General features: G+C 30.6%; 22 protein-coding genes. 5 read left to right on the top strand and 17 right to left on the bottom strand.

The window, feature by feature from the left end; translation table 11 throughout:
* The 9 genes from RSA29_RS12075 to nrdD all read right to left on the bottom strand — a co-directional run bounded on the left by RSA29_RS12075 (nucleotide 1) and on the right by nrdD (nucleotide 9,793).
* Nucleotides 1–891: an ATP-binding cassette domain-containing protein gene (locus tag RSA29_RS12075; RefSeq protein ID WP_346942049.1), complete on the bottom strand. Its 891-nt coding sequence runs from the start codon at nucleotides 889–891 to the stop codon at nucleotides 1–3.
* A gap of 426 nt (nucleotides 892–1,317) precedes the next feature.
* Nucleotides 1,318–1,875 carry a DUF5317 family protein gene (locus RSA29_RS12070; RefSeq protein WP_346942050.1) on the bottom strand — a complete coding sequence of 186 codons (558 nt, stop codon included), beginning with the start codon at nucleotides 1,873–1,875 and terminating at the stop codon, nucleotides 1,318–1,320.
* A gap of 2 nt (nucleotides 1,876–1,877) precedes the next feature.
* Nucleotides 1,878–3,197: an HD-GYP domain-containing protein gene (locus RSA29_RS12065; protein ID WP_346942051.1), complete on the bottom strand. Its 1,320-nt coding sequence runs from the start codon at nucleotides 3,195–3,197 to the stop codon at nucleotides 1,878–1,880.
* 261 nt (nucleotides 3,198–3,458) lie between these two features.
* On the bottom strand, nucleotides 3,459–4,067 hold the full coding sequence (locus RSA29_RS12060) for a hypothetical protein (RefSeq protein ID WP_346942052.1): 609 nt from the start codon (nucleotides 4,065–4,067) through the stop codon (nucleotides 3,459–3,461).
* Nucleotides 4,068–4,338: 271 nt separating this feature from the next.
* Nucleotides 4,339–5,523: an AI-2E family transporter gene (locus RSA29_RS12055; RefSeq protein ID WP_346942053.1), complete on the bottom strand. Its 1,185-nt coding sequence runs from the start codon at nucleotides 5,521–5,523 to the stop codon at nucleotides 4,339–4,341.
* Between the two features lie 165 nt (nucleotides 5,524–5,688).
* Complete coding sequence (locus RSA29_RS12050; RefSeq protein WP_346942054.1) at nucleotides 5,689–6,213, bottom strand: hypothetical protein; 525 nt, start codon at nucleotides 6,211–6,213, stop codon at nucleotides 5,689–5,691.
* Nucleotides 6,214–6,423: 210 nt separating this feature from the next.
* Nucleotides 6,424–6,903: a dUTP diphosphatase gene (locus tag RSA29_RS12045; RefSeq protein ID WP_346942055.1), complete on the bottom strand. Its 480-nt coding sequence runs from the start codon at nucleotides 6,901–6,903 to the stop codon at nucleotides 6,424–6,426.
* Nucleotide 6,904: 1 nt separating this feature from the next.
* Nucleotides 6,905–7,402: an anaerobic ribonucleoside-triphosphate reductase activating protein gene (gene nrdG / locus RSA29_RS12040; protein WP_346942056.1), complete on the bottom strand. Its 498-nt coding sequence runs from the start codon at nucleotides 7,400–7,402 to the stop codon at nucleotides 6,905–6,907.
* 141 nt (nucleotides 7,403–7,543) lie between these two features.
* Nucleotides 7,544–9,793: an anaerobic ribonucleoside-triphosphate reductase gene (gene nrdD / locus RSA29_RS12035; protein WP_346942057.1), complete on the bottom strand. Its 2,250-nt coding sequence runs from the start codon at nucleotides 9,791–9,793 to the stop codon at nucleotides 7,544–7,546.
* A gap of 321 nt (nucleotides 9,794–10,114) precedes the next feature.
* Between nrdD and rbr the strand changes: the two genes are divergently transcribed.
* Complete coding sequence (rbr, locus tag RSA29_RS12030) at nucleotides 10,115–10,717, top strand: rubrerythrin (RefSeq protein ID WP_346942058.1); 603 nt, start codon at nucleotides 10,115–10,117, stop codon at nucleotides 10,715–10,717.
* A gap of 188 nt (nucleotides 10,718–10,905) precedes the next feature.
* Nucleotides 10,906–11,064 (top strand): DUF1540 domain-containing protein, encoded by a 159-nt coding sequence (locus RSA29_RS12025; protein ID WP_346932882.1) that lies wholly within the window; start codon nucleotides 10,906–10,908, stop codon nucleotides 11,062–11,064.
* 116 nt (nucleotides 11,065–11,180) lie between these two features.
* On the opposite strand, the gene RSA29_RS12020 is transcribed toward RSA29_RS12025, so the two are convergent.
* A complete protein-coding gene (locus tag RSA29_RS12020; protein ID WP_346942059.1) occupies nucleotides 11,181–11,822 on the bottom strand; it encodes an undecaprenyl diphosphate synthase family protein in 642 nt (213 codons plus the stop codon).
* A 233-nt stretch (nucleotides 11,823–12,055) separates the two neighbouring features.
* Between RSA29_RS12020 and RSA29_RS12015 the strand changes: the two genes are divergently transcribed.
* Complete coding sequence (locus RSA29_RS12015; protein WP_346932880.1) at nucleotides 12,056–12,331, top strand: YhdT family protein; 276 nt, start codon at nucleotides 12,056–12,058, stop codon at nucleotides 12,329–12,331.
* 21 nt (nucleotides 12,332–12,352) lie between these two features.
* Nucleotides 12,353–13,846, top strand: coding sequence for a sodium/pantothenate symporter (gene panF / locus RSA29_RS12010; protein ID WP_346942060.1), 1,494 nt, complete (start codon nucleotides 12,353–12,355; stop codon nucleotides 13,844–13,846).
* A gap of 316 nt (nucleotides 13,847–14,162) precedes the next feature.
* On the opposite strand, the gene RSA29_RS12005 is transcribed toward panF, so the two are convergent.
* From RSA29_RS12005 to RSA29_RS11990, 4 genes are all read right to left on the bottom strand, one after another.
* The gene (locus tag RSA29_RS12005) at nucleotides 14,163–15,026 is read right to left on the bottom strand and encodes a hypothetical protein (protein ID WP_346942061.1); all 864 of its coding nucleotides are present in this window, start codon (nucleotides 15,024–15,026) and stop codon (nucleotides 14,163–14,165) included.
* Nucleotides 15,019–15,417 carry a hypothetical protein gene (locus RSA29_RS12000; RefSeq protein WP_346932877.1) on the bottom strand — a complete coding sequence of 133 codons (399 nt, stop codon included), beginning with the start codon at nucleotides 15,415–15,417 and terminating at the stop codon, nucleotides 15,019–15,021. The genes RSA29_RS12005 and RSA29_RS12000 overlap by 8 nt, the downstream gene beginning before the upstream one ends.
* A gap of 309 nt (nucleotides 15,418–15,726) precedes the next feature.
* Nucleotides 15,727–17,955, bottom strand: a complete 2,229-nt coding sequence (locus RSA29_RS11995) for a DNA topoisomerase (protein WP_346942062.1) — start codon at nucleotides 17,953–17,955, stop codon at nucleotides 15,727–15,729.
* Between the two features lie 562 nt (nucleotides 17,956–18,517).
* Nucleotides 18,518–19,549 (bottom strand): low specificity L-threonine aldolase, encoded by a 1,032-nt coding sequence (locus RSA29_RS11990; RefSeq protein ID WP_346942063.1) that lies wholly within the window; start codon nucleotides 19,547–19,549, stop codon nucleotides 18,518–18,520.
* A 216-nt stretch (nucleotides 19,550–19,765) separates the two neighbouring features.
* On the opposite strand from RSA29_RS11990, the gene RSA29_RS11985 reads away from it, so the two are divergent.
* Nucleotides 19,766–20,827 (top strand): endonuclease/exonuclease/phosphatase family protein, encoded by a 1,062-nt coding sequence (locus RSA29_RS11985; protein WP_346942064.1) that lies wholly within the window; start codon nucleotides 19,766–19,768, stop codon nucleotides 20,825–20,827.
* A 71-nt stretch (nucleotides 20,828–20,898) separates the two neighbouring features.
* Here RSA29_RS11985 and RSA29_RS11980 read toward each other — a convergent pair whose 3' ends face one another.
* From RSA29_RS11980 to RSA29_RS11970, 3 genes are all read right to left on the bottom strand, one after another.
* The gene (locus RSA29_RS11980) at nucleotides 20,899–22,110 is read right to left on the bottom strand and encodes an alpha/beta hydrolase-fold protein (RefSeq protein WP_346942065.1); all 1,212 of its coding nucleotides are present in this window, start codon (nucleotides 22,108–22,110) and stop codon (nucleotides 20,899–20,901) included.
* A 172-nt stretch (nucleotides 22,111–22,282) separates the two neighbouring features.
* Nucleotides 22,283–23,482 carry an MFS transporter gene (locus tag RSA29_RS11975; protein WP_346942066.1) on the bottom strand — a complete coding sequence of 400 codons (1,200 nt, stop codon included), beginning with the start codon at nucleotides 23,480–23,482 and terminating at the stop codon, nucleotides 22,283–22,285.
* Between the two features lie 40 nt (nucleotides 23,483–23,522).
* On the bottom strand, nucleotides 23,523–23,966 hold the full coding sequence (locus RSA29_RS11970) for an MOSC domain-containing protein (RefSeq protein ID WP_346942067.1): 444 nt from the start codon (nucleotides 23,964–23,966) through the stop codon (nucleotides 23,523–23,525).
* Nucleotide 23,967 lies beyond the last annotated feature (1 nt).

Below are 23,967 nucleotides of genomic sequence, written 5' to 3'. Positions count from 1 at the left end.
CTACTCACCCACCTTTTCTATAAATATTTCATGAAGAGTTGGCTCTCTAAGTTCAAATCTTATAACTGGAATATTTCTATTTAGTATTTCCTTAAGTAGATTTGTTGCTTCTTCTTCCCTTGTAACATTTAATTCTATAAAGTCATTATTTTCATTTAATATATCCATATTAGACTCTTTAATTAACTCTCCAATATTACCTTCACATTTTAATAATAAATGATTTCTTCCATACGACTTCTTAATTTTATTTAAATTTCCACTAAGCACAGTTTTTCCTTTGTTAAGTATCACAAGATTATCACAAAATTCTTCTATAGTACTCATTTGATGACTTGACATTATTATATATTTCCCTCTTGAAATTTCTTCTTTAATAACCTCCTTAAATAAATCCGTATTTACTGGGTCTAGTCCACTTAATGGTTCATCCAAAATTAAAATATCTGGATTTGATATTAATGCAGCTATAAACTGAATTTTTTGTTGGTTTCCCTTTGAAAGCTGCTCTGCTCTCTTATTTCTATATTCTGTAGCCTCTAACCGTTCAAGCCAATATTCTATACTTTTTAAAGCCTCTTTACGTTCCATTCCTTTAAGTTCTCCAAAATATACAAGTTGATCTATTATTGTAAATTTTGAATAAATCCCTCTCTCCTCAGCTAAATATCCTGTAGAAACCTTCTTAGAATTATAGGTCTCATCATTCCAAGTAATAGTCCCATTATCCTTCTTTAGCATTCCGAGCATCATTCTTATAGTTGTCGTCTTGCCAGCGCCATTGGTTCCAAGTAATCCAAATACACCAGGTTCTTCTATAGCAAAACTAAGATTATCGACTACAACCTTGTCTCCATATTTCTTAACTAGATTATTTACTTTTAGTGACATGTCTTCGTCCCCCTCATTTCATTACATGTGATATTCTGTATTTACAAGTATCGAAACTTTAAATTTCGACACCAATAACCAATCATATCCAATTAATATTGTACCACACTTTAATTCACTATCTCAATAATACATGTTAATTATTTAACATGTTTTTTATTATAATAAAAAATAATTGATATGTATTTTGTGTAATAATAAAACAATTTTATTACAATTTATAATTAAAAATAGCACTTAAACCAGCGCTCCATCTAGAGGCCTCAAATCCTGTTAGCTCTAAGGGTTTAACCCCCTAAGAACATAAAAATATAAAAACATAAAAACATGCAATTACTGTAATTTATTTTAATTTTCCTATACATTTAAAAAAGAGTAAAATAATTTAAATTATTCCACTCTTTTTTTATTATCTGAATTAAATGTTTAGTTATCATAATAATTTTTATAGTATACTTTTTTAAAGCTCATACCTTTTATAATTATACCCATTACTCCTATAGCTATGATGATATCACCAATACTTGCTATCCCACCATATCTCAAAACCTTATATGGTATTATATCAGCTAGAATTTTAAAATTAGTTTCATTTGTTAAAATAGAATATAACCCCTTTATTTCAACATTTCCACTAACCCCCAAAAATCCCATTGCCCTTGTTCCTATAGGCATAGTACAGTTATTGCTAAATATAACTATTGCATTTAGTAATAATCCTAGTCCTATTATTAAAACCATTTTATTTTTTCTATTAACAACTATAAAAATCATTATAAGTCCATACATAATTATATTAAAAAAATATGTAAAATATCCTATACCTAAAAATTCATTTTTTAGTAAAATTTTCATTATGAGTTCTATTGAAAATCCAATTATTACAAGATATAAAGATGTAAACCTTAAATTATTTAAATTTCCAAGTCTACCCTTCAATAAATATCCGATTATAATAGCAAGAACAATTGCAAATAAAAACATAATTATCCCCCATAAACAACCTTATCTTCATAATGTGTATTAGTTGATTGATTTATTTCCTGCTCCCTCAATATTTTAAGATAAACTTCAGCTATCAGGGGATGAAATTGAGTGCCTGAATACTTTTCTAATTCTTCTATGACCACATTCATAGGTAACCCTTTTCTATACGGTCTATCTGATATCATAGCGTCTACAGTATCCGCTAACTGAACTATATATACATTCTGTGGGAGTTCATCACCCTTTTTACCATCGGGATAACCCTTACCATCATATCTTTCATGATGGTTCCTAACTATTTGATGAACATAATTAATATTCTTTATTTCCTTTATTATCTTTAACCCTATTGTTGAATGATCTTTTATTTTATTAAATTCATCATCCGTTAGCTTCCCTGGTTTATTTAGTATGTTATCACTAATTCCAATCTTACCAACATCATGAAGCATCGCTGCCACATTTAATTGCTCAATTTCCCATTGATTATATTTTAATTCCTTTGCAATGATTGTAGATATTTCCGCAACTCTTCTAGAATGACCCTCAGTATACTGGTCCCTCGCATCTATTGCATTCATTAGTGCTTCTACCGTTTCTATAAATTGAGATTTAGAATTTGTGTATAATACTAGCGTATATCTAATTAACATTATAGGGAATATTATGAATACCATTCCCCAATACGTATATTTTTGATATACATTTGCAACAAAAATTCCTATTGGTATCATTACAATAGAATTTAGTATCCCTGGACTAATATTATTTAAAAAGCAATATATCACTTTTTTCCCTAACATTATAGACATTAATATAGATATTATTAACACATTAATCACAAGATATGTAAGTCCAAATAATATAATTGGCAGTATATAATTATAAACATTTTCAATATTTAATATTCCACCAAATAAATTATAAAAATAATTTCCTGCTAATATCGGTAAAATTAAAGCGCAACAATTAAATATTGTACCATATATAGGTGTATTAAATACATGCATATAAATATCTTCTTCCACTTTAATAACCCTGCATAAAAAACCTAAAACGGTTATTATAATGCAGTTAAATGTCCCAAATAAGATATAACAGGCTAATGTAATAGCAAAACTTGTACTAAAAGATATATTCTTCACTGCTATTGTAAACGATTCTGTTAAAAAAGTTAAAGCAATAAAAAAAATAATAGCACCATAATTACCTATATCAAGCTTTATGCCTCCAATATACATTGAGAGTATTAATGATGTTATCGTTACAATGTACATTACAATAAAAAAAAGCCGTTGTTTAACTGGTAACTCTTTCATTTGCTAGTCCCCCTAAAATATATCTAATGCCGATTATATTGGTTATACTATACTTATTATCTAAATATCCAAGTTATACTTGATCCACCAGCCATTGCTAAAGCAAGTAAAGCTATTAAAGCTGGCATGATTTTCTTAGAGTTTTTCATGTTAAAATTCCCCCTCACATGTAAATTAACAACGATCCGCTAAAAATCTGCCATAATTTCCACTCCGCTAAGGGAAGATTTAATAATATAATCGGCCATTAAATCAAATTAATTATTTTTCTACTATTCTATTCATTGCATCTAGAGTAGCTTTTGCAATTGCTTCATTGATATCAGTCTTTACTACTGCTGTTCCTATAAGTATTTCCTCACAATTATTATTAATCATATTCACAATTACAGTTGCAAAGGATATATCTCTTGATGTATTTATATTAATATCTTCTATATCAAAAGTAGATGCTTGTCCTGTTATTTTCTCAACAGTTGATATAGTCGCCTTGGCTATTACCTTACGCCTATTACCACTTGTACTTATAGCTGTTTCACTAGCGCTATATTCTTCGTCTCCCGCTTTAAGCCTTACTTGACACTCAATATTATTATCTTTAATTTCTATTGAAATCCCTTCATATTTTATTCTTTTTACACCTTTTTTCTCTTCACTATCTATCTGGGCTATGCTTATTATCTTTCTATCAATTCTATAATCAAATATAGCAAGAAGTGCCGATTCTATGTCCCTTACAATCTGCTTAGGTGACCTTATTGTATTTGCAATAATATGCGCCTCTATTAATTCCTCATCGCTAAATATAATCTTAGCATGAGTTACGCCTTGAATTTTTGTTATAATTTCTTGAAATGATACAAAATTCATAATTAACACCTCTTTTTACATTTACAGTTAAATTATACCTTAATTTTCTATAATGTACAATCTATTATTTTTAACTTTTATAGTAAATTGTTTTAACATGTTTATTTACAGAGATATTTACACAATTTAGAACTTTGCCGTTTTTTTATAATATTTATCATGCAATTACTTCAAATTTTTATCTTTATATTTACATTAAATCTATAAAAAACACCCAATAAATAGTTGCAATCTATTTATTGGGTGTTATATATAATTTCTCTTAACCGCCTTAAAATTTTATCTCACTCTGCGATGATGCATATTCCTTTGTTTCTCTCGGAAGACCTTTATTCTCAAGTCCCTGTTCAACTAATCCTTTTATAATTGAATATATCACTGCAAATGCTGGAACCCCAAGTATCATTCCAATAAAACCAAAAAATCCATTCCCTATAAGTATGGCAAACATTACCCAAAATGCAGTTAATCCAGTAGAGTTTCCTAATATTTTAGGACCTAATATATTTCCATCAAATTGTTGTAGCACAAATACAAATAGTATAAACCATAATGCCTTAACCGGACTTGCAATAAATATTATAATTACGCTCGGTATAGCACCAATGAATGGTCCAAAAACTGGTACAATATTGGTCATTCCTATTATAAAACTTACAAGTAAAGGATATGGCATTTTAAATATTTTCATACCTATAAAACATATTATTGCTATAATAAATGAATCTAATAGTTTACCACTCAAAAATCCCATAAAGGTTCTATGACTTGACCTTGTAAGCTCTATCATGTATCTAACAGGTCTCTCTGGAAGTATTGCATATAAAAGTTTCTTTGTTTGTGCAAAAAACTTTTCCTTTCCTGCTAATAAATATATAGAAATAATAGTTGCAACAAATATATTAAGAACATATTGAGTAATGTCAGCCGAAAATTGGAATAAATCCATTATTGCACTCCCTGTAATACTAGTTATATAATTAGAAATATTACTAAAATCCTGAATTACTTCGTTTACCATTGTGGCATCCAAATTTAATCCAATGACTACACTATTAATATAAGTTTCTAGTGATTTAATATAAACTGGAATATTATCTATTAATGTAGTTATGCTACGGCTTAACTCCGGAATTAATATTGAAAATATGATGCCTATACTTATCCCAGCCAATATATATGTAATAGTAATTGCTAAAAATCTCTTTAGTTTATATTGCTTCTTCTTATCCAAGAAGCATAAAGCTCGCTCTTCTATTATCCCCATTGGAATAGCTAAAATATAAGCTATTGAAAATCCATATATAAATGGTGTAAGCAGACTCATGACACCTCTTACACTTCTAAAAATACCACCCATATTTTTAATTGTAAAGTATAAAATAATACCTACAGATAATACTATAATATTTGATACGGTTCTTCGTTTTACACTTGAATTTACTTTCAGCTTCATAATTCACTCCTTTTTCCTATTCAATTATTTATAAGACTATATAAGTATACTATTATTTCTTTTGCTTTTCTACTGTTGCTAACTATTAATTTATTATATGACCACGAACACCATAATCCATATCGCTATATTTAACAATATTTCATTTGCTTTATATTTATATAATTACCTTATACTCGAAAGAACCCACTTTTTTTCTCTATTTACTACTGTTACAGTATTATACACAGGTCCCTCAGCACCATTGCTTGTAGATAAATTAAATTTAACTCTATATAATTTTAACTTATCACTAACATTAACTACATCATTTATCTCATAGCCTGTCACCCAAGGACTAGATACTCCCGTTACCCACGAAATATTCTCATCATCTTTAAGTTTCTCTTTAAATTCTGCCTTAAGTTCATTATCCATTACAGCGTATTGAAGTACTCCATTTCTTGTCATTATCCCCTTTGCCCAAAGCTCCACTGCTTCCTTATCTGAATCTGCTCCAAATTCATTTATAGCCTCTTCTGCTAAACTTATATGTTCAATTAATTTATTGTTAACTACTTGGTTATTATCCGCCATAGCCTGTATATATGGTCCACTACCTTTTTGCTCCATATAATTAAAAAAACATACAATAGCAACTGAAGAAATTAATATACTCCAAGTAATTACTCTTACCATAGTTTTTCTCATTGTTATTACCCCCTGTAAATTTTAACAAGCAACTTCTACATCATGTTCATCCACTTAGGTAGGTTCAATTTTCAAAATATAAAATTTTGAACACCACTGAAATAAAGCTTACAAATAGGTTACCCTACTTGTAAGCTTTGCATACTCATTATTATATTTCTAAATTTAATTTCAACATTGTATTAATATTAATACCCATTCTAAATTGAATTACTTTCCAGTGCTACCAAATCCCCCGATTCTTTCCTCATCAGAATTACAATTATCACTTACTAAAAAAGGAATAAACATAGCTTGTGCAATTCTATCTCCTTTTTTAATTACATAGGGCTCTGTTCCCAAATTCAAAAGATTTATCCCTAAATTTCCATCATTCTTAGGATTACCATAATAATCACATTCAACCCAACCTTGTACATTTCCCATTATAACCGGATGACTTCCCATAGAACTTCTAACATTTAGAAGTAAAGCTTCTCCTTGCTGGAAATAGGATTTTATATCAGTCCATATTAACTCCTTCTCAGAAGGTTTTATTACTATGTCTATTGGTGAGTATAAATCATATGCTATGGAATGCTTACTCCCCCTCGTTGGCATCTGAACCTCCACCCCCGGATGCTTTCTCTTTTCATCTATAACTATTTCAAACCCTCTTATTTTCATATCTATATCTCCATTCATTTTCATATTAATATAACCCAACTTCTACGACCTTATTTTCTTTTAAACTCTCTTTCACATCTATAATTCTTTGTGACTTACTTCCTCTAAATTTTAAGGTTACATCCCTTTCACTTAGCTCAAATCTACCATCTACAACTACATCTACATATTTTAATACTTCAGCTTTACCTAGTTCAAATAATTGTTCCCAAGTATATCCTGTATATATCCATATATTTTTATTAGACTTTTCTTTTAATCTTTTAAGTAGTTCCAATGTATTTTCATATTGAATTGTTAACCCATCGCCACCACTTATAGTTATATCAGTATGTGGATTTTTTGTTAGCTTACTTACTACATCGTCAATATCATACCCACAACCTTCATCATCCCAGTATCTCTCATTATGACACCCTAAACATTTATGAGTACACTTAGCAATGTAGCAAACTTCTCTAAGCCCTATACCTTCATTTAAAGAGCATTGATTGTAACCTATTAACCTAATTGTATTTTCCATTTTTTCACTTCCTTAAAAAGGAGCTTCTCTAGCCATTCCCAGTAACCATATCCTATCACTGTTTTTGCTAGTGTCGCCCCTATTCAAATTACATCTTTATAATCAACCATACTGAACTACTAAGAAAATAAATTCAAGGAACTAAATTTTAAATTTAGTCATTTCACTATGTTTAAATCGCTCTTTAACTTCTGCCTGTTTTGCCTTATTAAAATTACGATAATCAGTAGTCAAATATCCCGTTACTCTTCTAAGCTGTTCTATTTCTTTACTTCCACACACTGGGCATTTATCATTAAACTCTGCTTGGTAACCACATTCAAGACATGTATCTATTGGAAAGTTAAATGCCAAATATGGTATATCTAGTCCAAAAGCATAGTCAACAATCTGCTCTATTGCCTTAGGATTCTGAATTACTGAGCTATCAAGTTCCACATAGGTTATACATCCTGATGTAGGATACTTTGTAAATGGAGCCTCTAAATTTAGCTTTGTAAATATATCTACATTTTTCCACACTGGAACATGATGTGAGTTTGTTACCCAATCCCTATCTGTAACATTCGGTATAATACCAAACTCTTCTCTTAATCCTTTAATTTCTCTATTTCCAGTTATTATTGTTCCGCATGTAGATTCAACAGGTGCAGCATAACATCCAAAGTTTAAGTCATATCTTTCTGAAGCCTCTTCAGCAAATTTTGATATTCTTTCAACTACAGATAGTGCAAATTTATGAACCTCTTCATTATCCGCATGATCTAATCCAAATAAGGCTTGGCACATTTCTGCAATTCCAACATACCCAATAGCCTGGCTTCCATGCTTCATTACATCATAAATACACGTTTCTGAATTAAACTCTCCACCTAGCATACTTTTATTTTTATACATAAACGGAGCAGATTTAGGACTTTGCGAACATATAAATTTAAATCTATCCACCAATGCTTCTGCACTTAGCTCGAGTAGTTCCTCAAGTTCCTTCCAAAATCCCTCAATATCTGCTTCACTTCTATCCCCAAGGCATATACCATGCTTTATTCCAATCTTAACTAGATTTATAGTCACTGGAGTTACATTTCCCCTACCAACCTTTGAGAATCCCATACCATGTCTATCAAAGCCTACTAATGTTCTACACCCCATAGTGGCCATAGCTGTATCTGGGTTATTTGTATCCTCAATATTTTTGCTCCAATCACAGTTTACCCAATTTGGATATATTCTCTTTGACATAGATTCGATTGCTAATCTCTTTAAGTCATAATTCTTCGTACCTTCTACATCATTTACCCCTTTTTTATATTGGAAAATAGATATTGGGAAAATACTTGTTTTATGATATTTGCCTATCCCATCTATACTCGCCATCATTAACCATCTAGTAATCATTCTACCCGCCACTGTAGCTCTCTTTCCTAAATTAATAGATGTAAATGGAACCTGTGATCCTGGTCTAGATTCTAATGTATTTAAGTTATGATACAACCCTTGTGCTGATTGCATTCCTTCCCTATCTAACTCCCTTAATGCAAAAGCTGTTAGCTTAGGATATTTCACTTTAAGTAGTTCCTTATTCTCTACGCATATTTCATCGGCTAACTCTCTCCACTTAACTTCCTTTTCTTCAAAATAGAAGTATGCATCTGCAAAATGCTTTCTAAATGATATATCAACTTGTTCTTCTAAATCATAGTCAATATGACAGCTTCCTGTCCCACCAAATTGTTCTTGACTTTGAATTTGGAATATTACAGCTACTAGCTGAAATGCGGTGGATAATCCATTTGCCCCTCTTACATCACCATTTCTAGTAATAAATCCATTATTAATTAGCTTTTTTATATCAGGAAAGCTACAGTTATGCATTCCTGTTGCATAGCTATCTAGATCATGTATATATAATCGATTCTCAATATGAGCATTTGCAACTTTAGGTTTTATCATTTTGTCTAAAGTATATCTTTTCAAAATTACATTAGCACTTTCAAACTTACGCCCACCAAAGCTATGCTCATCTACGTTTGCATTAGAATTCATAACGTCTGAACATTGAAGTACCTTATCTAATTTTTTATATGTATCACCATTGGTATCCCTTGCTATTCTTCTTTTCTCACGATAATCTCCATAAGCTTTTGCAACCTTTATGTCATTTTGCTTCAACGCATTAATTACGATATCTTGAATCACTTCAATAAATATTTGGTTTTTATTTAGTTCCAATATGTCTCTTTTTATAATTGATTCTATCTCCACATATTGTTCTTCAAACCGAATATCTTCCCCATAAACCTCTTCATGAGCCTTCTTTATGGCTATGTGTATCCTTTCCATGTCAAAATCTTTAACTCTAGAATCCCTTTTAATAATACTTAATTTCATATTATTCCCACTTTCTTTAAACCTTTAATATACATATCACCAGCAAACATATTTCTCTTTACTTCTATTATATCTTTCACATAGATTTTGCGCAAAGACCATAGCCTCAATTTAATCTCACCTTACTTAATATTTCAACATAATCTTTTAAATTCCAATAGATTTTACTCTCTTAATTAAAATTTATTAGACTAACGAAATTTATAATAATAATAAAATATTCAATATTTTTTTTAATACTACTTAAATATTTTTCCTGTATAAATTCCTTATGATTTTGGAAAATTAATAATGATATTTAATAAATAGGAGGTCTTAAAAATGAATTTCAAGGATAGTGAAACTAAAATCAACTTAATGAGAAGCTTTGCTGGCGAAAGCCAAGCTAGAAACAGGTATACCTTTGCTGCCAGTGCCGCTAAAAAAGAAGGTCTTTATGTAATTCAAAATGCTTTTTTATACACTGCTAATCAAGAACTTGCTCATGCAAACCAATTTTACAAAAAACTAAAAGAAGAGGCTGGCAATGTTATAGAAATTGGTGGTGGAGCCTATCCTGTAGATTTATATGACTCCACACTAAAGCTACTTAAATCTGCCCATCATAACGAATATGAAGAATATGATGATGTGTACAAGAAATTCTCAGAAATAGCTAAACAGGAAGGATTCACCGCCATTTCAACACTTTTCACTAATATAGCCTCTATTGAAAAGATTCATGGAGACAGATTTAATTGGTTTGCTACTCAATTAGAGGAAAATACATTATTTAAACGTGATACCTCTATTCAATGGCAATGCACTAATTGCGGATTTATATATGAAGGAAAAGAGGTGCCTAAATATTGTCCTGTATGTGAGCATCCTCAGGGATACTTTATTGAATTCTGCCGTGCTGAATTCGGCTCAAACTTTTCTTAGTTTATCAATATAAAATAATAAGTATTTACATTAAACTTTTGGCAAGTTTTTCAAAATATTTTTGTGAATATTAAATCCCTAAACGCTAATACTAACCTTGTAATAGATATTGCTTGAAGCGTATTTATTCAACACCTAATAACTATCTTATTCTATATGTCTAAATAAATTTAAGGGAGTGAATTTTAATGGAAAAAAATCAAAGTATCAAATGTACAATTACTAACTGTAAAAACCACTGTTGTAGTGATGACTATTGTACACTAAATCAAATACAAGTAGGAACTCATGAAGCTGACCCTAAAATGGTGGAATGTACAGATTGTAAGTCTTTTGTTCTTAAATAATTCTTTTTAGAATTTTTTCGTTAAATTTATTTGACCACAAACAATCATCTAAATCAAATGATGATTGTTAAAATCTTAGAGGCCCCATATAAAATTATTATATGGAGCCTCTTTTACTATCCACCTAATGTAACATCCTGCTCTTGATACCATTCTAAAGCCTCATTAAAATGCTGAGGTTTAAAATCAGGCCAAAAATCATCTATTACATAAAAGTCAGCATAAACCGATTGAACTGGCAAGAACCCACTAAGACGCCTTCTACCACCCCATCTTATTATTAAATCCACTCTTGAAATATTCTTTGATTCTATTTCCCTGGTTAAACTACTTGTTCCACCAATATTTTCTTTAACAAAATTCAAGTCTTTTTTCCAACTATAATTTATTAAGAAATTAACCTTTATTCCACCTTTACCACATACTTTTCTTTCTGTATAAGGTAATAGTACTTCTGGAAATAAATCTGAATTAGTATTTCCAATAACAAGTATTTCTGAGTCTTCCATAGCTATTAATTTAACTGCCTTTATACATGCATCTATAAACGCCTCCTTTTGTGGTGTTGGCCTCTTTGCATTGTCTGTTGTAAATCCATAAAAGGTTATTTCTTTAACCCCCGCAGCTTTGCACTGTTTAAATAATATGAGCCCTGGATCTATCCCAGATACATATCCACTTTGTTTCGATAAACCTTTATCTTCTGCCCATCTTCTATTTCCATCTGGGATTACCCCTATATGATTTGGTACTCTCATTTAATGCCCTCCTACTTAACAATAATCCAAATGATATTTTCTTATCCTCAAAATACCATTTAGAATATAGTTCCCATTTAATATTAGAAATAACCCTATCTCTCTGCATATTTTTTTTGAATTATGCTAAATTTATATATGTATAAAGTGTATTTACTGCTAATTTCACAATGTAAAGTTGTATTCTATAACATAATTTGCTATTCTTACATATGTAATTGGAGGAATGATATATGAAACTGTCAGAAGAAGATAAAAATCGGCAAATAAATAAAGAAGCTATTATTTCTATAATAGTATATGTATTGTACTTTATTTGGTGGTATATTACAGGGTTCGGTTTAGGAAATAGAGATCCTTCAACCTATAAATATGTAATGGGCTTTCCAGTATGGTTTATATTAAGCTGCTTTGTTGGACCTATTCTACTTATTTTAGTTGTAATATTTACAGTAAAACATTTTTTTGTAAACTTTAATTTGAATAGTGATGAAAATGATGACAAATAGAATTAAAGTGAGGAATCTATTATGAAAAATTTATTGATATTAATTCCAATAGTTATATATTTAGCTTTAAATTTATGTATAGGCCTTTGGATTAGTAGATCAGCTTCTAAAGAAAATACTAAAAACGGATTTATAAATAATTATTTTATAGGTGGAAGATCCATGGGCGGCTTCGTTCTTGCCATGACCATGATTGCTACATTTACTAGTGCGGGAAGTTTTATTGGTGGACCTGGAATTGCATACTCTGTTGGATTAAGTTGGGTACTAGTGGCTGTTGTTCAGGCTCCAACCGCATTTCTTACCTTTGGTATTCTTGGAAAGAAATTTGCTATAATCGCTAGAAAAATTAACGCTATTACAGTTACTGATTATTTAGCTAAACGCTATGAATCTCCTACTGTTGTTATTTTATCCTCCCTTGCCCTAGTAATATTTTTTATTGTTACAATGGTGGCTCAATTTATAGGTGGCGCCGTATTATTTCAATCCATCACAGGGTATTCATACTTAGTTGGTTTGATCCTATTTGGTACTATAGTAATTCTCTATACTACTATAGGTGGATTTAAAGCGGTTGTTATAACTGACACAATCCAAGGAATTGTAATGCTCTTTGGTACTGTACTAATTCTTTATTCCATTATAAAAACTGGTGGTGGACTAGATGCTATTTCAGCAAAATTAACTACTATAAATCCAGCTTGGAGCACACCTCTTTCAGGTGGCAATTTTACTCCTGGATATATCTTGTCCTTTTGGGTACTTGTTGGTATAGGCACTTTAGGCCTACCTCAAAATACTGTTAGAGCCATGGGTTTCAAAGATACTAAATCTATGCATAATGCTATGATTTATGGAACAATAGTATTCTCTGCTCTAATGTTTGGTATGCTACTCGCTGGAGTCCTTTCAGGGGCAATACTGCCACCTGGCATCTCAAACTCTGATATTGTTATACCAACCTTAGTAATTGAAATTATGAATCCCCTCGTTGCTGGAATATTCTTAGCTGCGCCTTTAGCTGCAGTTATGTCAACAGTATCTTCTATGCTTATTTTATCTTCAGCAGCAATAATAAAGGATATTTATCTTAATTACTTTATGAAAATTGAACACATTAAGGAAGACTCTAAATTCGAAAAAAAAATTTCAAGAATGAGTTTATGCTCTACTGCTATAATTGGAATAATAGTATTTTTACTTTCAATACAGCCACCAGATCTCCTTACTTTCATTAATCTATTTGCCTTTGGGGGCCTAGAAGCAGCCTTTTTCTGTCCAGTAGTTTTTGGGCTTTATTGGAAAAGAGCTAATGCTACTGGCTCAATACTCTCTATGATATTTGGAATTGGCTCCTTTATTTTACTTTCCAGCATTGGTTTTACCCCTTGGGGTATTCAACCAATTGTCCCAACTCTTTTAATTTCAATAGTTTCCTTTGTAATTGGAAGTTATCTAGGTAAACGACCTGATGGAGATGTACTAAAGTTGTTCTATGGGACAGATAAATAGCATTTCAAATTAAAATTAACTTAAAAAATCAACATCCAAGTTAATTTTTATGCTATAAACCAATTTCAAAATATAGAAAAGTGCTGACTCCTTAGATTGCCGAAAAACATATAGTTTTTCGACTGTCTTTGGTTTCAGCACTTTTTCATTTTTCATATTAGACATCTGAAAATAAATAATAGGTCAAATATACGAAGGATATTTTGATTTAAACAAGGAAGCATATTTCTCAGATAGTATCACTATCTGAGGGTTCTGCTGAAGACATGCAAATCAAAATAGCCGTGGATACTAACTTATTTATTTTTTGAAATATCTATCTACTTATTATTTCAACATCATCATGAGCTAATGCAAGTCCTTGTATTTCATACTCACATTTCTTATATATTGGATTCTCAAGTATTCTTTTAAACTCTTCATTGCTTACCCTATAAGTATATTCTCTATTTCTACAGTGACAATGTAAAACATTAATTTCCATTCCAATAAAATCTTTATACCACTTTTTATCACCAGCACTAATGATTCTTATTTTTTTGGGACCTTGTTCTTTTTTCATACTAATTGCAGCTTCATCTATAATTCTTTTATATCTTCTCTCATCACTAGGCACAGTTCCTAATATTTCTCCATTACTATTATTAGAAATTAAAGCTTTTTGGTCTGATTCAGACATTTCTTGGCATTTAAACGAAATTTCATCAGTATCATTTACTGATTCATGGACTGAATAACCACAAAGAGTTAGAAGTAATTTATAATCATACCTTTGATTACTATTAATAAGCTTCACTAACTCCTTTATAAGCTTGCATAGTACTGCCATATCCTCATTTGAGTCTAAACTAAGCTTTCCTAAAGTAAAGTAGTAAGCGGTTGTTATAATCTCATAATAATCATTCTCATTATTTTTACGATAAGATGCATTTGTCAATTTTGGAGAAAGTGCACATATTTCTTTCCCAGTACCTTCATATTTCATTCTCTGTAATCTGAAAATAACTTCACCAGTACTTAATTTAAGTTCAACATTCTTACCACTTGCAAAGTCAAACTTTAAATTCATTGAATCCTTAAAGCTGTCACATAGTGAATTTAAACTCTCAACATAATTTGGAATAATGCTAGCAAAAAACTCGTCATTTCCAACGTTCTTACCTTGTAAAATTTTAGGCATAAAATCCATCTCCTCTTACTACTACTATTTGATTTGGTCTATCATAAAAATAGGTCGCTGTTCGAACTGCCTTGGTTGTTATACATTTGCTTCTCTGGTTTCTATATTCAAAAACAAATTTAAATATAAATCCCCAAAATGCACCCAATGCTTTTTTATCATAATCTGTGATTTCAGATATTGTACCATTTATGCTAACAAAAACCTCCACTGGTGGTATGCTTAAAATATCATTCGCAAAGATTAATTTATTAAGTAAATCCTCATTTTTAATAAGTTCAATACACATATCCCATAGTTGGCCTGAATTCTTAAACTTAGAAAAAGGCTTATACCGTATTGTAAATTCCTTATCTATCTTTTCTAAAATATCTTGTGTAGTAACTTCCACGTCATCACTCCTAGGATAAAAATATAACCCTTAATATATTACCCTTAATTTTAAAGGGTTATACATTAAGGGTATACTTATAAGTCACTTCTGTCAATGCTTAAGGTATTTATTATATATCTACACTTATTTATAAATATATAATCTAACAATTAGTATATACATATATTTGAAAACTATTCCTTTTATTAAAATTTTAATCATGCATATATGCTCTAATTACTTGATACATTTCATTCCTTAAAAATCCAATGAGGATTTTACCCTCCATTTTAAATTCTGAATTTCACATTTTAAATTACAATTTATTTAGATAAACTCCATCTTCCAATTAAAATATCCTGTTTCCTCGTTCTTTTCATATCTAAAATAAGCTGCAAAGGTATTTCCCTTCTTGCTTTTTAATCCTCTAAACCCAACCTTACCATTTTTAAGAAGTAGTTCCACCATTTCTTTTGTTATCTTTTTACCATAGGATTCTATATACTTATCATTCTTCCAAATAGTAAACTTACAGCCATTTTTCCAATTAGAGCAACCAAACCCCTTATCACCTTCAATAATATGATTACCACATACAGGACATGCACCAACACTAGTTGCCCCTTCTGGTAGCTCAACCTTTATCTTAGAAAGCATAGATTCATCCTTCTTAATAGCCTCTACAGATTTATTTGTGAAATCACAAATATGATTTATGAAGGTTTCCTTCATAACCGTACCTCTTTCAATATCTGATAAAGTTTTCTCTAGCCTTCCTGTATATTCCAAATCAAACAACTCTCTTACTGGAAACATTTCAACCATAGTAGTTCCAATTTCTGTGCATGTAAGATTTTTACCCTTAGTAGTTATATATCCGATATCCTTAAGCTTTTTAATGGTTTCTGCTCTAGTTGCTGGTGTCCCTATACTAAAGCCACTTAGGATAGATTTCATTAGTTCTTCTGAAGTTTCCTCTCCATTTTCATCTGAAGAATTTTCATCTCCCTCATCACTATTATCTTCCTTACCCATACTCTTTCCACAGGTTTCCATAACCCTTAAAAGTGTCTTTTCTGTATGGTTTTTAGGTGGTTTCTTAGTTACAGTATTAACCTTACTATCTACTACATCTACTACTTCCTTTTCCATAACTAAAGGTAATATGGTGTCTTTAGTTTCTATCTTTTCCACCATACGCCATCCTTCAACTATTTGAACTTTCCCTTTAGATATAAATACACCTTTTATGTTTTCATCATATACTTTTGCAGTAATTTTACTTTCCTCAAACTCGGCTATAGGCATAAACTGCATTATGAATCTATTCTTAACTGCATTATAAACAATCGCTTCATCCGCACTAAGACCACTGGGCTTTATATATGTTGGAACTATTGCACTATGACTCTCTACCTTTGAATTATCAAATATCCTCTTAGTTTTCGCAAACTTTATGTGTTGTTCGTAGGGTAACCCCTTCTTTAAAGTCTCTAAAACCTTTCTCGTCTTCTCTTCTAAGCTTTCTTCAAGAACAATACTTGACGTTCTTGGATAAGTAATAAACTTTTTTTCATAAAGTGATTGTGCCACCTTTAAAACTTTATCTGACGTCCATCCCTTAAATTTACTAGTTACATGCCCTTGAAGATTTGATAAGTTAAATAAATAGGGCGGATACTCACGTTTCTTTTCTGTCTGTTTTTCAACAATCTCCGCTGTCTTCCCATCCAATAACTTAGATATATTGGCTAAGTAATTCTTATCTTCAAATTTCTCATCAAATTTTTCATCGCCAACCTCTGATGTGTTTTCATAATATAAGCCTTCGTACTCCTCATTGTTTTTAGTTTTAAAAGTAGCCCCAAGTTTATGATATGTAGTTGCCACGAAATCTTTTATTTCCTTATCTCTATCATAAATAATCTTCAAAGTAGGAAGTAACACTCTTCCAATATTCAAAATTTTAACATCTTCAAATTTATATCTTAAAGTAGCCACTGAGGTTAAATTTATTCCAATAACCCAATCTGCCCACTGTCTTCCAATCCCTGCATCCTGAAGTGATTTCATCTCCTCATTAGGCTTTAACGTCGCCATACCCTTCTTAACTTCATCGGGTGTCCATTCATTTAATAGTAATCTATAAACCGGTTTTTTCTCATTAAAATATATGAAGAGCTCATCTGCAATAACTTGACCTTCTCTATCAAAGTCCGTTGCTGATATAACTCCATCTACATTCTCTCTATTAATAAGAGATTTAATAATATTAATCTGTTTCTCTGCACCCTTATCTGTTATATTTCTATTAAGCGAATCAGATTTCACCTTATATCTAAACTCCTCAGGTATAAACGGAAACTTAGAGAATTCCCAGCCCTTCATGGATTCATCATAATCCCTAGCATCATATAACTGTAATAAGTGACCAAACGCCCATGTAACTAAATAGTCTTCCCCTTCAAAATATCCATCTTTTCTAGTTTTTATATTTAAAGCCTCTGCAATATTCTTTGCCACGGAAGGTTTTTCCGCAATAATAACCTTAGCCACTGTACTCACACCTTATCTATTTTCTTTTAATTGATTGCCATGCTTTAACTTAGGGTTTATACTAATTTCACATTATCTTCCCTAAAGCATATCCTAGTTGATTTATTTCTAGATAAATAATATACCATAATATTAACCCATTTGTTCTGTAAGTTAATTAAATTAATTAGGTTCCATGGTTTTATAAACGCTACTAATTATTTTATAGTTTAGTTTTACTACATCCATAGATTCCTCTAAAAACAATTTATATCCTATATATAAATACTAAAATATATATGTACTTTTTTATGTTATTAAAACATCTATGTCTCTTACTATTATATCCCATAAAACATGTTTGTTAAACAAAAAACCAGTTAAATATATATTACACTAGTCTTGTACCACTATATATTTAACCCATAGTTTACTTTATATCTATAACAATAAAACTAACTAACTATTCACACCCATTTAATTAACATATTACGAATTAAAGGGGATAACAATATCGTTATCCCCTTAAGGTTTATCATAGTTTTATCTTTTATAACAAAGATTCAAATATAGAGAAAGTTTACTATAAAGAAGTAATATAATCTTTAATACTTTGAACTACAGTGTGTATATTCTCTTCAGTTATCCAATAATGAGTTACAAATCTCATTGTCCCATTTTCTGCACCATTTATTTTTATTCCCTTTGAAAATAAATAGTCTACTAACCCATTTGAAGGAATAGATTCATCCAATGTTAAAAATACCATATTAACATGAATATCATCTTCAAAAACAGTTATTCCAGATATACTACTTAATTCTTTCGCTAATAGTAATGCTTTTTCATGGTCTACCTTTAAATTAGGTATCATTTCTTTTAATCCAATAAGCGCAGGTGCTGCAATAACACCACATTGTCTTAATCCTCCGCCCATAAGTTTTCTATATTTTTTAGCTTTAGCTATAAATTCCTTGTTACCTGCTAATATAGATCCTACTGGTGCACATAGTCCTTTTGATAAACAAAACATAACAGAATCAACATTCTTTGTAATTTCCTTAACATCCACCCCTAAATAACTAGCTGCATTAAATAGACGAGCACCATCTAAATGTATTGGAATGTTGTGCCTTTTAGATATTTCTCTAATTTCGTTCATATTCTCTAAAGAAATAACTCTACCATTTGAGTGCGCATTTTCTAAACAAATAAGTGCAGTTTTAGGATAATGAATATCATCACCTACCCTAATTCTATTTTCAATATCTAATGGATTAATTTCACCATTTTGTGTAGAGATTGTCCTAAGTTGAACACCTGCAATTATTGACGATGCACCTACTTCATCAGCTACTATATGACAATTATCGCCTAAAATAACTTCCTCGCCATGATTACAATGAGTCAAAAGTGATAATTGATTTCCAAAGGTCCCACTTGGTACAAACAGTGCAGCTTCCATACCAATTAATTCTGCTGCATAGGCTTCAAGTTGTTTTGTTGTCTCATCATCATCATAAACATCATCACCAACTATAGCGGTATACATAGCTTTTCTCATATTTTCCGTAAGTTCTGTAACTGTATCGCTTCTTAAATCTATAAAATTCATAATAACACTCCTTTGTACTATATCGTTATATTGTAATTATATAGCACTTTAATTCTTTTTTTAACCTAATATACAAATATTATTTTATCATACTGAATTTAATTGTTCTAAATATTTTTTCATTATGTCACTGGAATATATTTATCAAATAAATCATAGATTAATTTAAACTTATATATTAGAATATTAAATATAACATCTTTTAAGGAGGTTTCTATGACTAAAAGTATATTAAAAATTGTAATGATTATAATCATATCAATTGTTGCTATTGCCGCTATGTATATAGGCTTTATGATCGTTACTGATTATAAACCAGATGAAAAAATTTCTATTGATATAAAAAATAACAAAGATCAAGTTATTAACGTTAATGATGAGACAAGCGTTACTACCTTTAACATTGGTTATGGTACTATGGACGCCGATGTGGATTTTTTCATGGATGGAGGCATTATGTCTCGTGGCTCAAGTAAAGAAAAGGCTTTAGAAAACCTTGCTGGTATAGAAGGCATTATTGAAAATTTAAATTCTGACTTAGTATTTTTACAAGAGGTTGACGTAAAAGCTACTAGAAGTTTTAAAATTAATCAGCTACAAAGATTAGAAGATAAGTTCACAGATTATAGCACTAACTTCGCTATAAACTTTAAAACACCATGGGTTCCTATTCCACTCGCTAAACCGCATGGACAAGTTTTAGCTGGACTTACAACTCTTTCAAAATTTGATATTAATTCCAGCACAAGGTATGATTTACCAGGAAAATCCTCTTTCTTTGTACAACTATGTGACTTAGATAGAGCTATGGTTGTAAACAGACTGCCTGTAGATAATGGTAAAGAGCTTGTAGCTATCAATGCGCATTTATCTGCCTATGATAAAGGTGGTTTGGTACGTAAGATTCAACTTGGTTACATTAAATCCTTCCTAGAAGAAGAATATGCCAAAGGAAATTACGTTATAATTGGTGGAGATTGGAATCAACAAATGCCTGGCACAAATGCTTTTGATTTTAAAACTACAGAGCAGTGGCCTGATTGGTTACAAGATATCCCAGAAGACTTTGTTCCTAGTGGATATACTTGGGCTTATGATAAAACTGTACCAACTTCTAGAACCGTTGCAACTTCATACACTAAGGGTGAAAATCTACTTTCAGTTATAGATGGCTTCTTAGTTTCTGACAACGTAGAAATTATATCTACTATAGGTACAAATCAAGATTTTAAATACTCAGATCACAATCCTGTAACCTTAAAATTTAAATTAAAATAAGTAAAATAACACTCCATGAATTTCACATAATTCATGGAGTGTTTCTTATGGTGTTAATTTAAATATCTTCTTCAACTATATTTCCCCATTAATGCTATAAGTCCAGTAGCTAATGTTTCTCCCCATCCTAAATAGTCATGACCTGAGTAAAAATTCTCATATTTTACGCTATAACCTTTAGATAATAAAACATCCCTCATATTGTTTATCACTTCCATCATTATTGGTTCAGTATCATATGGATGATCTTCTAACACACCAGCATTTAAATAAAAGTTAATTGGTAGTTTATCTATATTTTTAACTTCTTTAGTTAAGGCCTCTGACTCATACCAATATGATCCCGATTGTGAAAGTACATTTCCAAATATATTTGAATTTTTAAGGGCTATATGTGTAGCTGCCAATCCGCCTAAACTAACTCCACCTATGATAGTTTCTTGTGGATTTTTAGTCACGTTATAGTTTTCATATACCCAGGGCATTATCTCCGTTGCTATAAATTTTGAGAAAGAATCATTACATGTTAACTCTTCATATCTATTTTTACTGGTTTCAATTAAAACACATATTGTAGCTTCTATAGTTCCTTCATCAATTAAATTATCCAGTACAGTTTGTGCTGACATAGCATTTATATAATCAAATCCATCTGTCAGTACTAATAATTTACATGGTGAATTATCTTTATTGTATCCATATGGTTTATATACCCACAGCCTTCTATCATTGTCTAATATTTCACTATGGAATCTATCTAAAGCTATACTTCCAGCCCTAACCTTTTCATTATAAATTGTCCATTTATCTGGTTTAACATTATTAAGACTCACAAAAGAATATGTATGCTCTTCATCCTCTGGATCCTCTTCATCCTTAATTGATGTTCTTCTATTTAAATTTAATGGGTCAGCAATAGAGTTTTTAAATATCTCTTTCTTACCCTCCTCATAATTCATGTAGAAATAGTATTTAAATTTAACATCATTTCTAACCTTATAAGTTTTAACCCATATATCTGTATTAAGCAACTTTTCCATTATATTATCTGAATAATGATATCCTGGAACCGAACCCCAAACCATTACATTTTCTATTGCTTCTGTCTCCATATATATAAATGTAACTAACACATTATTCTTGTCATCAGGAATTCCCTCAATTAAAGGTGTACCTTGTTGCTTTACGCTTGTCCAAAAATCATTTATTGCATTAACATTGTTAGATTTGATATCTTCTTTCAATCTATTTATTCTATAACTTATTAATTTTTCACTGTTCATGTTATCCCCTCCATAATTTATCCCTTTGTCCTATAAACTACTTATCTAATTATCATTTTCCACACCACCTTTAAGTTTAATTTTAATGTAATTTCTGTATATTATTCCTTATTTGTTAAAACCATATATTTCTTTCTCATCAATATTTTATCTGTTGTTTTATATACTTCTCTCATCTGCTAATCTCATTTCCTTCTCTAACTATATTAAAACTTTTTCTCGGTTTTTTAATTAAGGGTATAAGAAAGAATGCTAATCCCCCTAATCCTGCTGCGAAGAATAATGTAAAATTTACATTCACCCATTCTGTTAACACCCCACTTAAATAAGGAATTATAAGGGCTGATACTCCGTTATAAACACTCATTGCTAGTAATTGACCTGTGGATTTACAATGCTCACCACATAAATTGTCAATTAGAATCTTTGAGGCTATTAGTAGTAGTGGATATGTAAATACTTGCATTGCTGAAAGAATAAGCAATGTACTAATACTTGTTGCAAATCCGAAGAAAATAAATTGCACCGTGAACATAAATGCTGAAATCAGCAATATTCCTCTAGGTTTGAACCTTTGTAAAATTAAAGTTCCTGAAAAAAACATAGGAATCTCCACTAAAGCTTTAATTGACCACATTAGACCAACCTCTTTATTACTACCACCCAGTAATATTAATTTATCCACCGTAGTATATGCATTGAATGTATGAACGCAAGTTAATAAAAATAATATTGTAACTACTAATAAATATGACTTATTACTAAAAAGATCTATTATATCTCTTTTTGTAACTGGTCTTATATTTTTATCATAGCACTTTGAAGCATCCTCTAAAAATAAACATCCACCTATAACTATAACCGTAATAAGCATTATAGTTACACTAATTCCCTGATACCCACAAAAATTTATCAAGTATGCAACTAAAGTACTCCCTATTGCCCATCCTAGTGATCCAAAGGCTCTAATTGTGCTGTAAATTTGTCTCATATGATTATTTGTTTCTAAAATCCAATTATCCCCCATCCCCATAGCAAGATTAAAAAAACCACCTGAAAGAGCAATTAATAATAAGTGAAATACAAAGAATTTTACCTCTACGCTATAAAATAAATAAGTGGCAACCGCAAAAAATATAAGTGTAAGTATATAAATCTTTTTTACTGTTTTATATTTATCTGATATATACCCAAATATTAATTGAACAATAATAGTAACTGCTGCCATGGAAGAAAGTAATATGCCTCTTTCCACTGGTGAATATCCTAAACTAGTTAAGTATGGTATAAACTGCGTTATCCCTAGTGAATAAGCTAAATATGATAGTATATATATTCCACTAAATAAAGTGACTTGCTTCTTATGTTTCATGTTTTCTCCTTTAAATCATTACTTATTTCCTATTGATTCTTTATTTACTGTAGTCTATAACCAGAATCTCGTCTCCTGGTTCTATCCAACCTTCTTTTAATACTTTTGTAAAAATCCCCTCCCTTGGCATAACACAATCACCTGCAGTTTTCATTATTTCGCAGCCCTTATGACACTCCTTGCCAATTTGAGTTACTTCCATCAGAACCTGTCCAATTGAAATTTTTGTCCCCACATGAAGTTCATATAATATTATTCCTTCTGTTGTTATATTTTCCGCAAATATTCCTGGAGTAAGTTTTACTATAGTTTTCCCTCTAAGCTTTTCTATACTTTCATCTCCTAGGAGGCTAACTTGTCTATGCCAATTACCTCCGTGAGCATCTCCTTCAAGACCAAAATCCACCTTGAAAAATCCTTTTTTTATAGGCGTCTTTACAACCCCCTTTTCAGTACTAATATTTATTCCAATAACTCTTGCCATT

The sequence above is a fragment of the Clostridium sp. genome (assembly GCF_036660475.1).
Classification (GTDB): domain Bacteria; phylum Bacillota; class Clostridia; order Clostridiales; family Clostridiaceae; genus Clostridium_J.
This window is presented reverse-complemented; position numbering and strand designations above follow the sequence as displayed.

Bases quoted from the DNA above. Each gene is read 5' to 3' on its own strand.
- RSA29_RS12075 (WP_346942049.1), bottom strand. From the start codon at position 891: ATGTCACTAAAAGTAAATAATCTAGTTAAGAAATATGGAGACAAGGTT.
- RSA29_RS12070 (WP_346942050.1), bottom strand. From the start codon at position 1,875: ATGTTTTTATTTGCAATTGTTCTTGCTATTATAATCGGATATTTATTG.
- RSA29_RS12065 (WP_346942051.1), bottom strand. From the start codon at position 3,197: ATGAAAGAGTTACCAGTTAAACAACGGCTTTTTTTTATTGTAATGTAC.
- RSA29_RS12060 (WP_346942052.1), bottom strand. From the start codon at position 4,067: ATGAATTTTGTATCATTTCAAGAAATTATAACAAAAATTCAAGGCGTA.
- RSA29_RS12055 (WP_346942053.1), bottom strand. From the start codon at position 5,523: ATGAAGCTGAAAGTAAATTCAAGTGTAAAACGAAGAACCGTATCAAAT.
- RSA29_RS12050 (WP_346942054.1), bottom strand. From the start codon at position 6,213: ATGAGAAAAACTATGGTAAGAGTAATTACTTGGAGTATATTAATTTCT.
- RSA29_RS12045 (WP_346942055.1), bottom strand. From the start codon at position 6,903: ATGAAAATGAATGGAGATATAGATATGAAAATAAGAGGGTTTGAAATA.
- nrdG (WP_346942056.1), bottom strand. From the start codon at position 7,402: ATGGAAAATACAATTAGGTTAATAGGTTACAATCAATGCTCTTTAAAT.
- nrdD (WP_346942057.1), bottom strand. From the start codon at position 9,793: ATGAAATTAAGTATTATTAAAAGGGATTCTAGAGTTAAAGATTTTGAC.
- rbr (WP_346942058.1), top strand. From the start codon at position 10,115: ATGAATTTCAAGGATAGTGAAACTAAAATCAACTTAATGAGAAGCTTT.
- RSA29_RS12025 (WP_346932882.1), top strand. From the start codon at position 10,906: ATGGAAAAAAATCAAAGTATCAAATGTACAATTACTAACTGTAAAAAC.
- RSA29_RS12020 (WP_346942059.1), bottom strand. From the start codon at position 11,822: ATGAGAGTACCAAATCATATAGGGGTAATCCCAGATGGAAATAGAAGA.
- RSA29_RS12015 (WP_346932880.1), top strand. From the start codon at position 12,056: ATGAAACTGTCAGAAGAAGATAAAAATCGGCAAATAAATAAAGAAGCT.
- panF (WP_346942060.1), top strand. From the start codon at position 12,353: ATGAAAAATTTATTGATATTAATTCCAATAGTTATATATTTAGCTTTA.
- RSA29_RS12005 (WP_346942061.1), bottom strand. From the start codon at position 15,026: ATGCCTAAAATTTTACAAGGTAAGAACGTTGGAAATGACGAGTTTTTT.
- RSA29_RS11990 (WP_346942063.1), bottom strand. From the start codon at position 19,549: ATGAATTTTATAGATTTAAGAAGCGATACAGTTACAGAACTTACGGAA.
- RSA29_RS11985 (WP_346942064.1), top strand. From the start codon at position 19,766: ATGACTAAAAGTATATTAAAAATTGTAATGATTATAATCATATCAATT.
- RSA29_RS11980 (WP_346942065.1), bottom strand. From the start codon at position 22,110: ATGAACAGTGAAAAATTAATAAGTTATAGAATAAATAGATTGAAAGAA.
- RSA29_RS11975 (WP_346942066.1), bottom strand. From the start codon at position 23,482: ATGAAACATAAGAAGCAAGTCACTTTATTTAGTGGAATATATATACTA.
- RSA29_RS11970 (WP_346942067.1), bottom strand. From the start codon at position 23,966: ATGGCAAGAGTTATTGGAATAAATATTAGTACTGAAAAGGGGGTTGTA.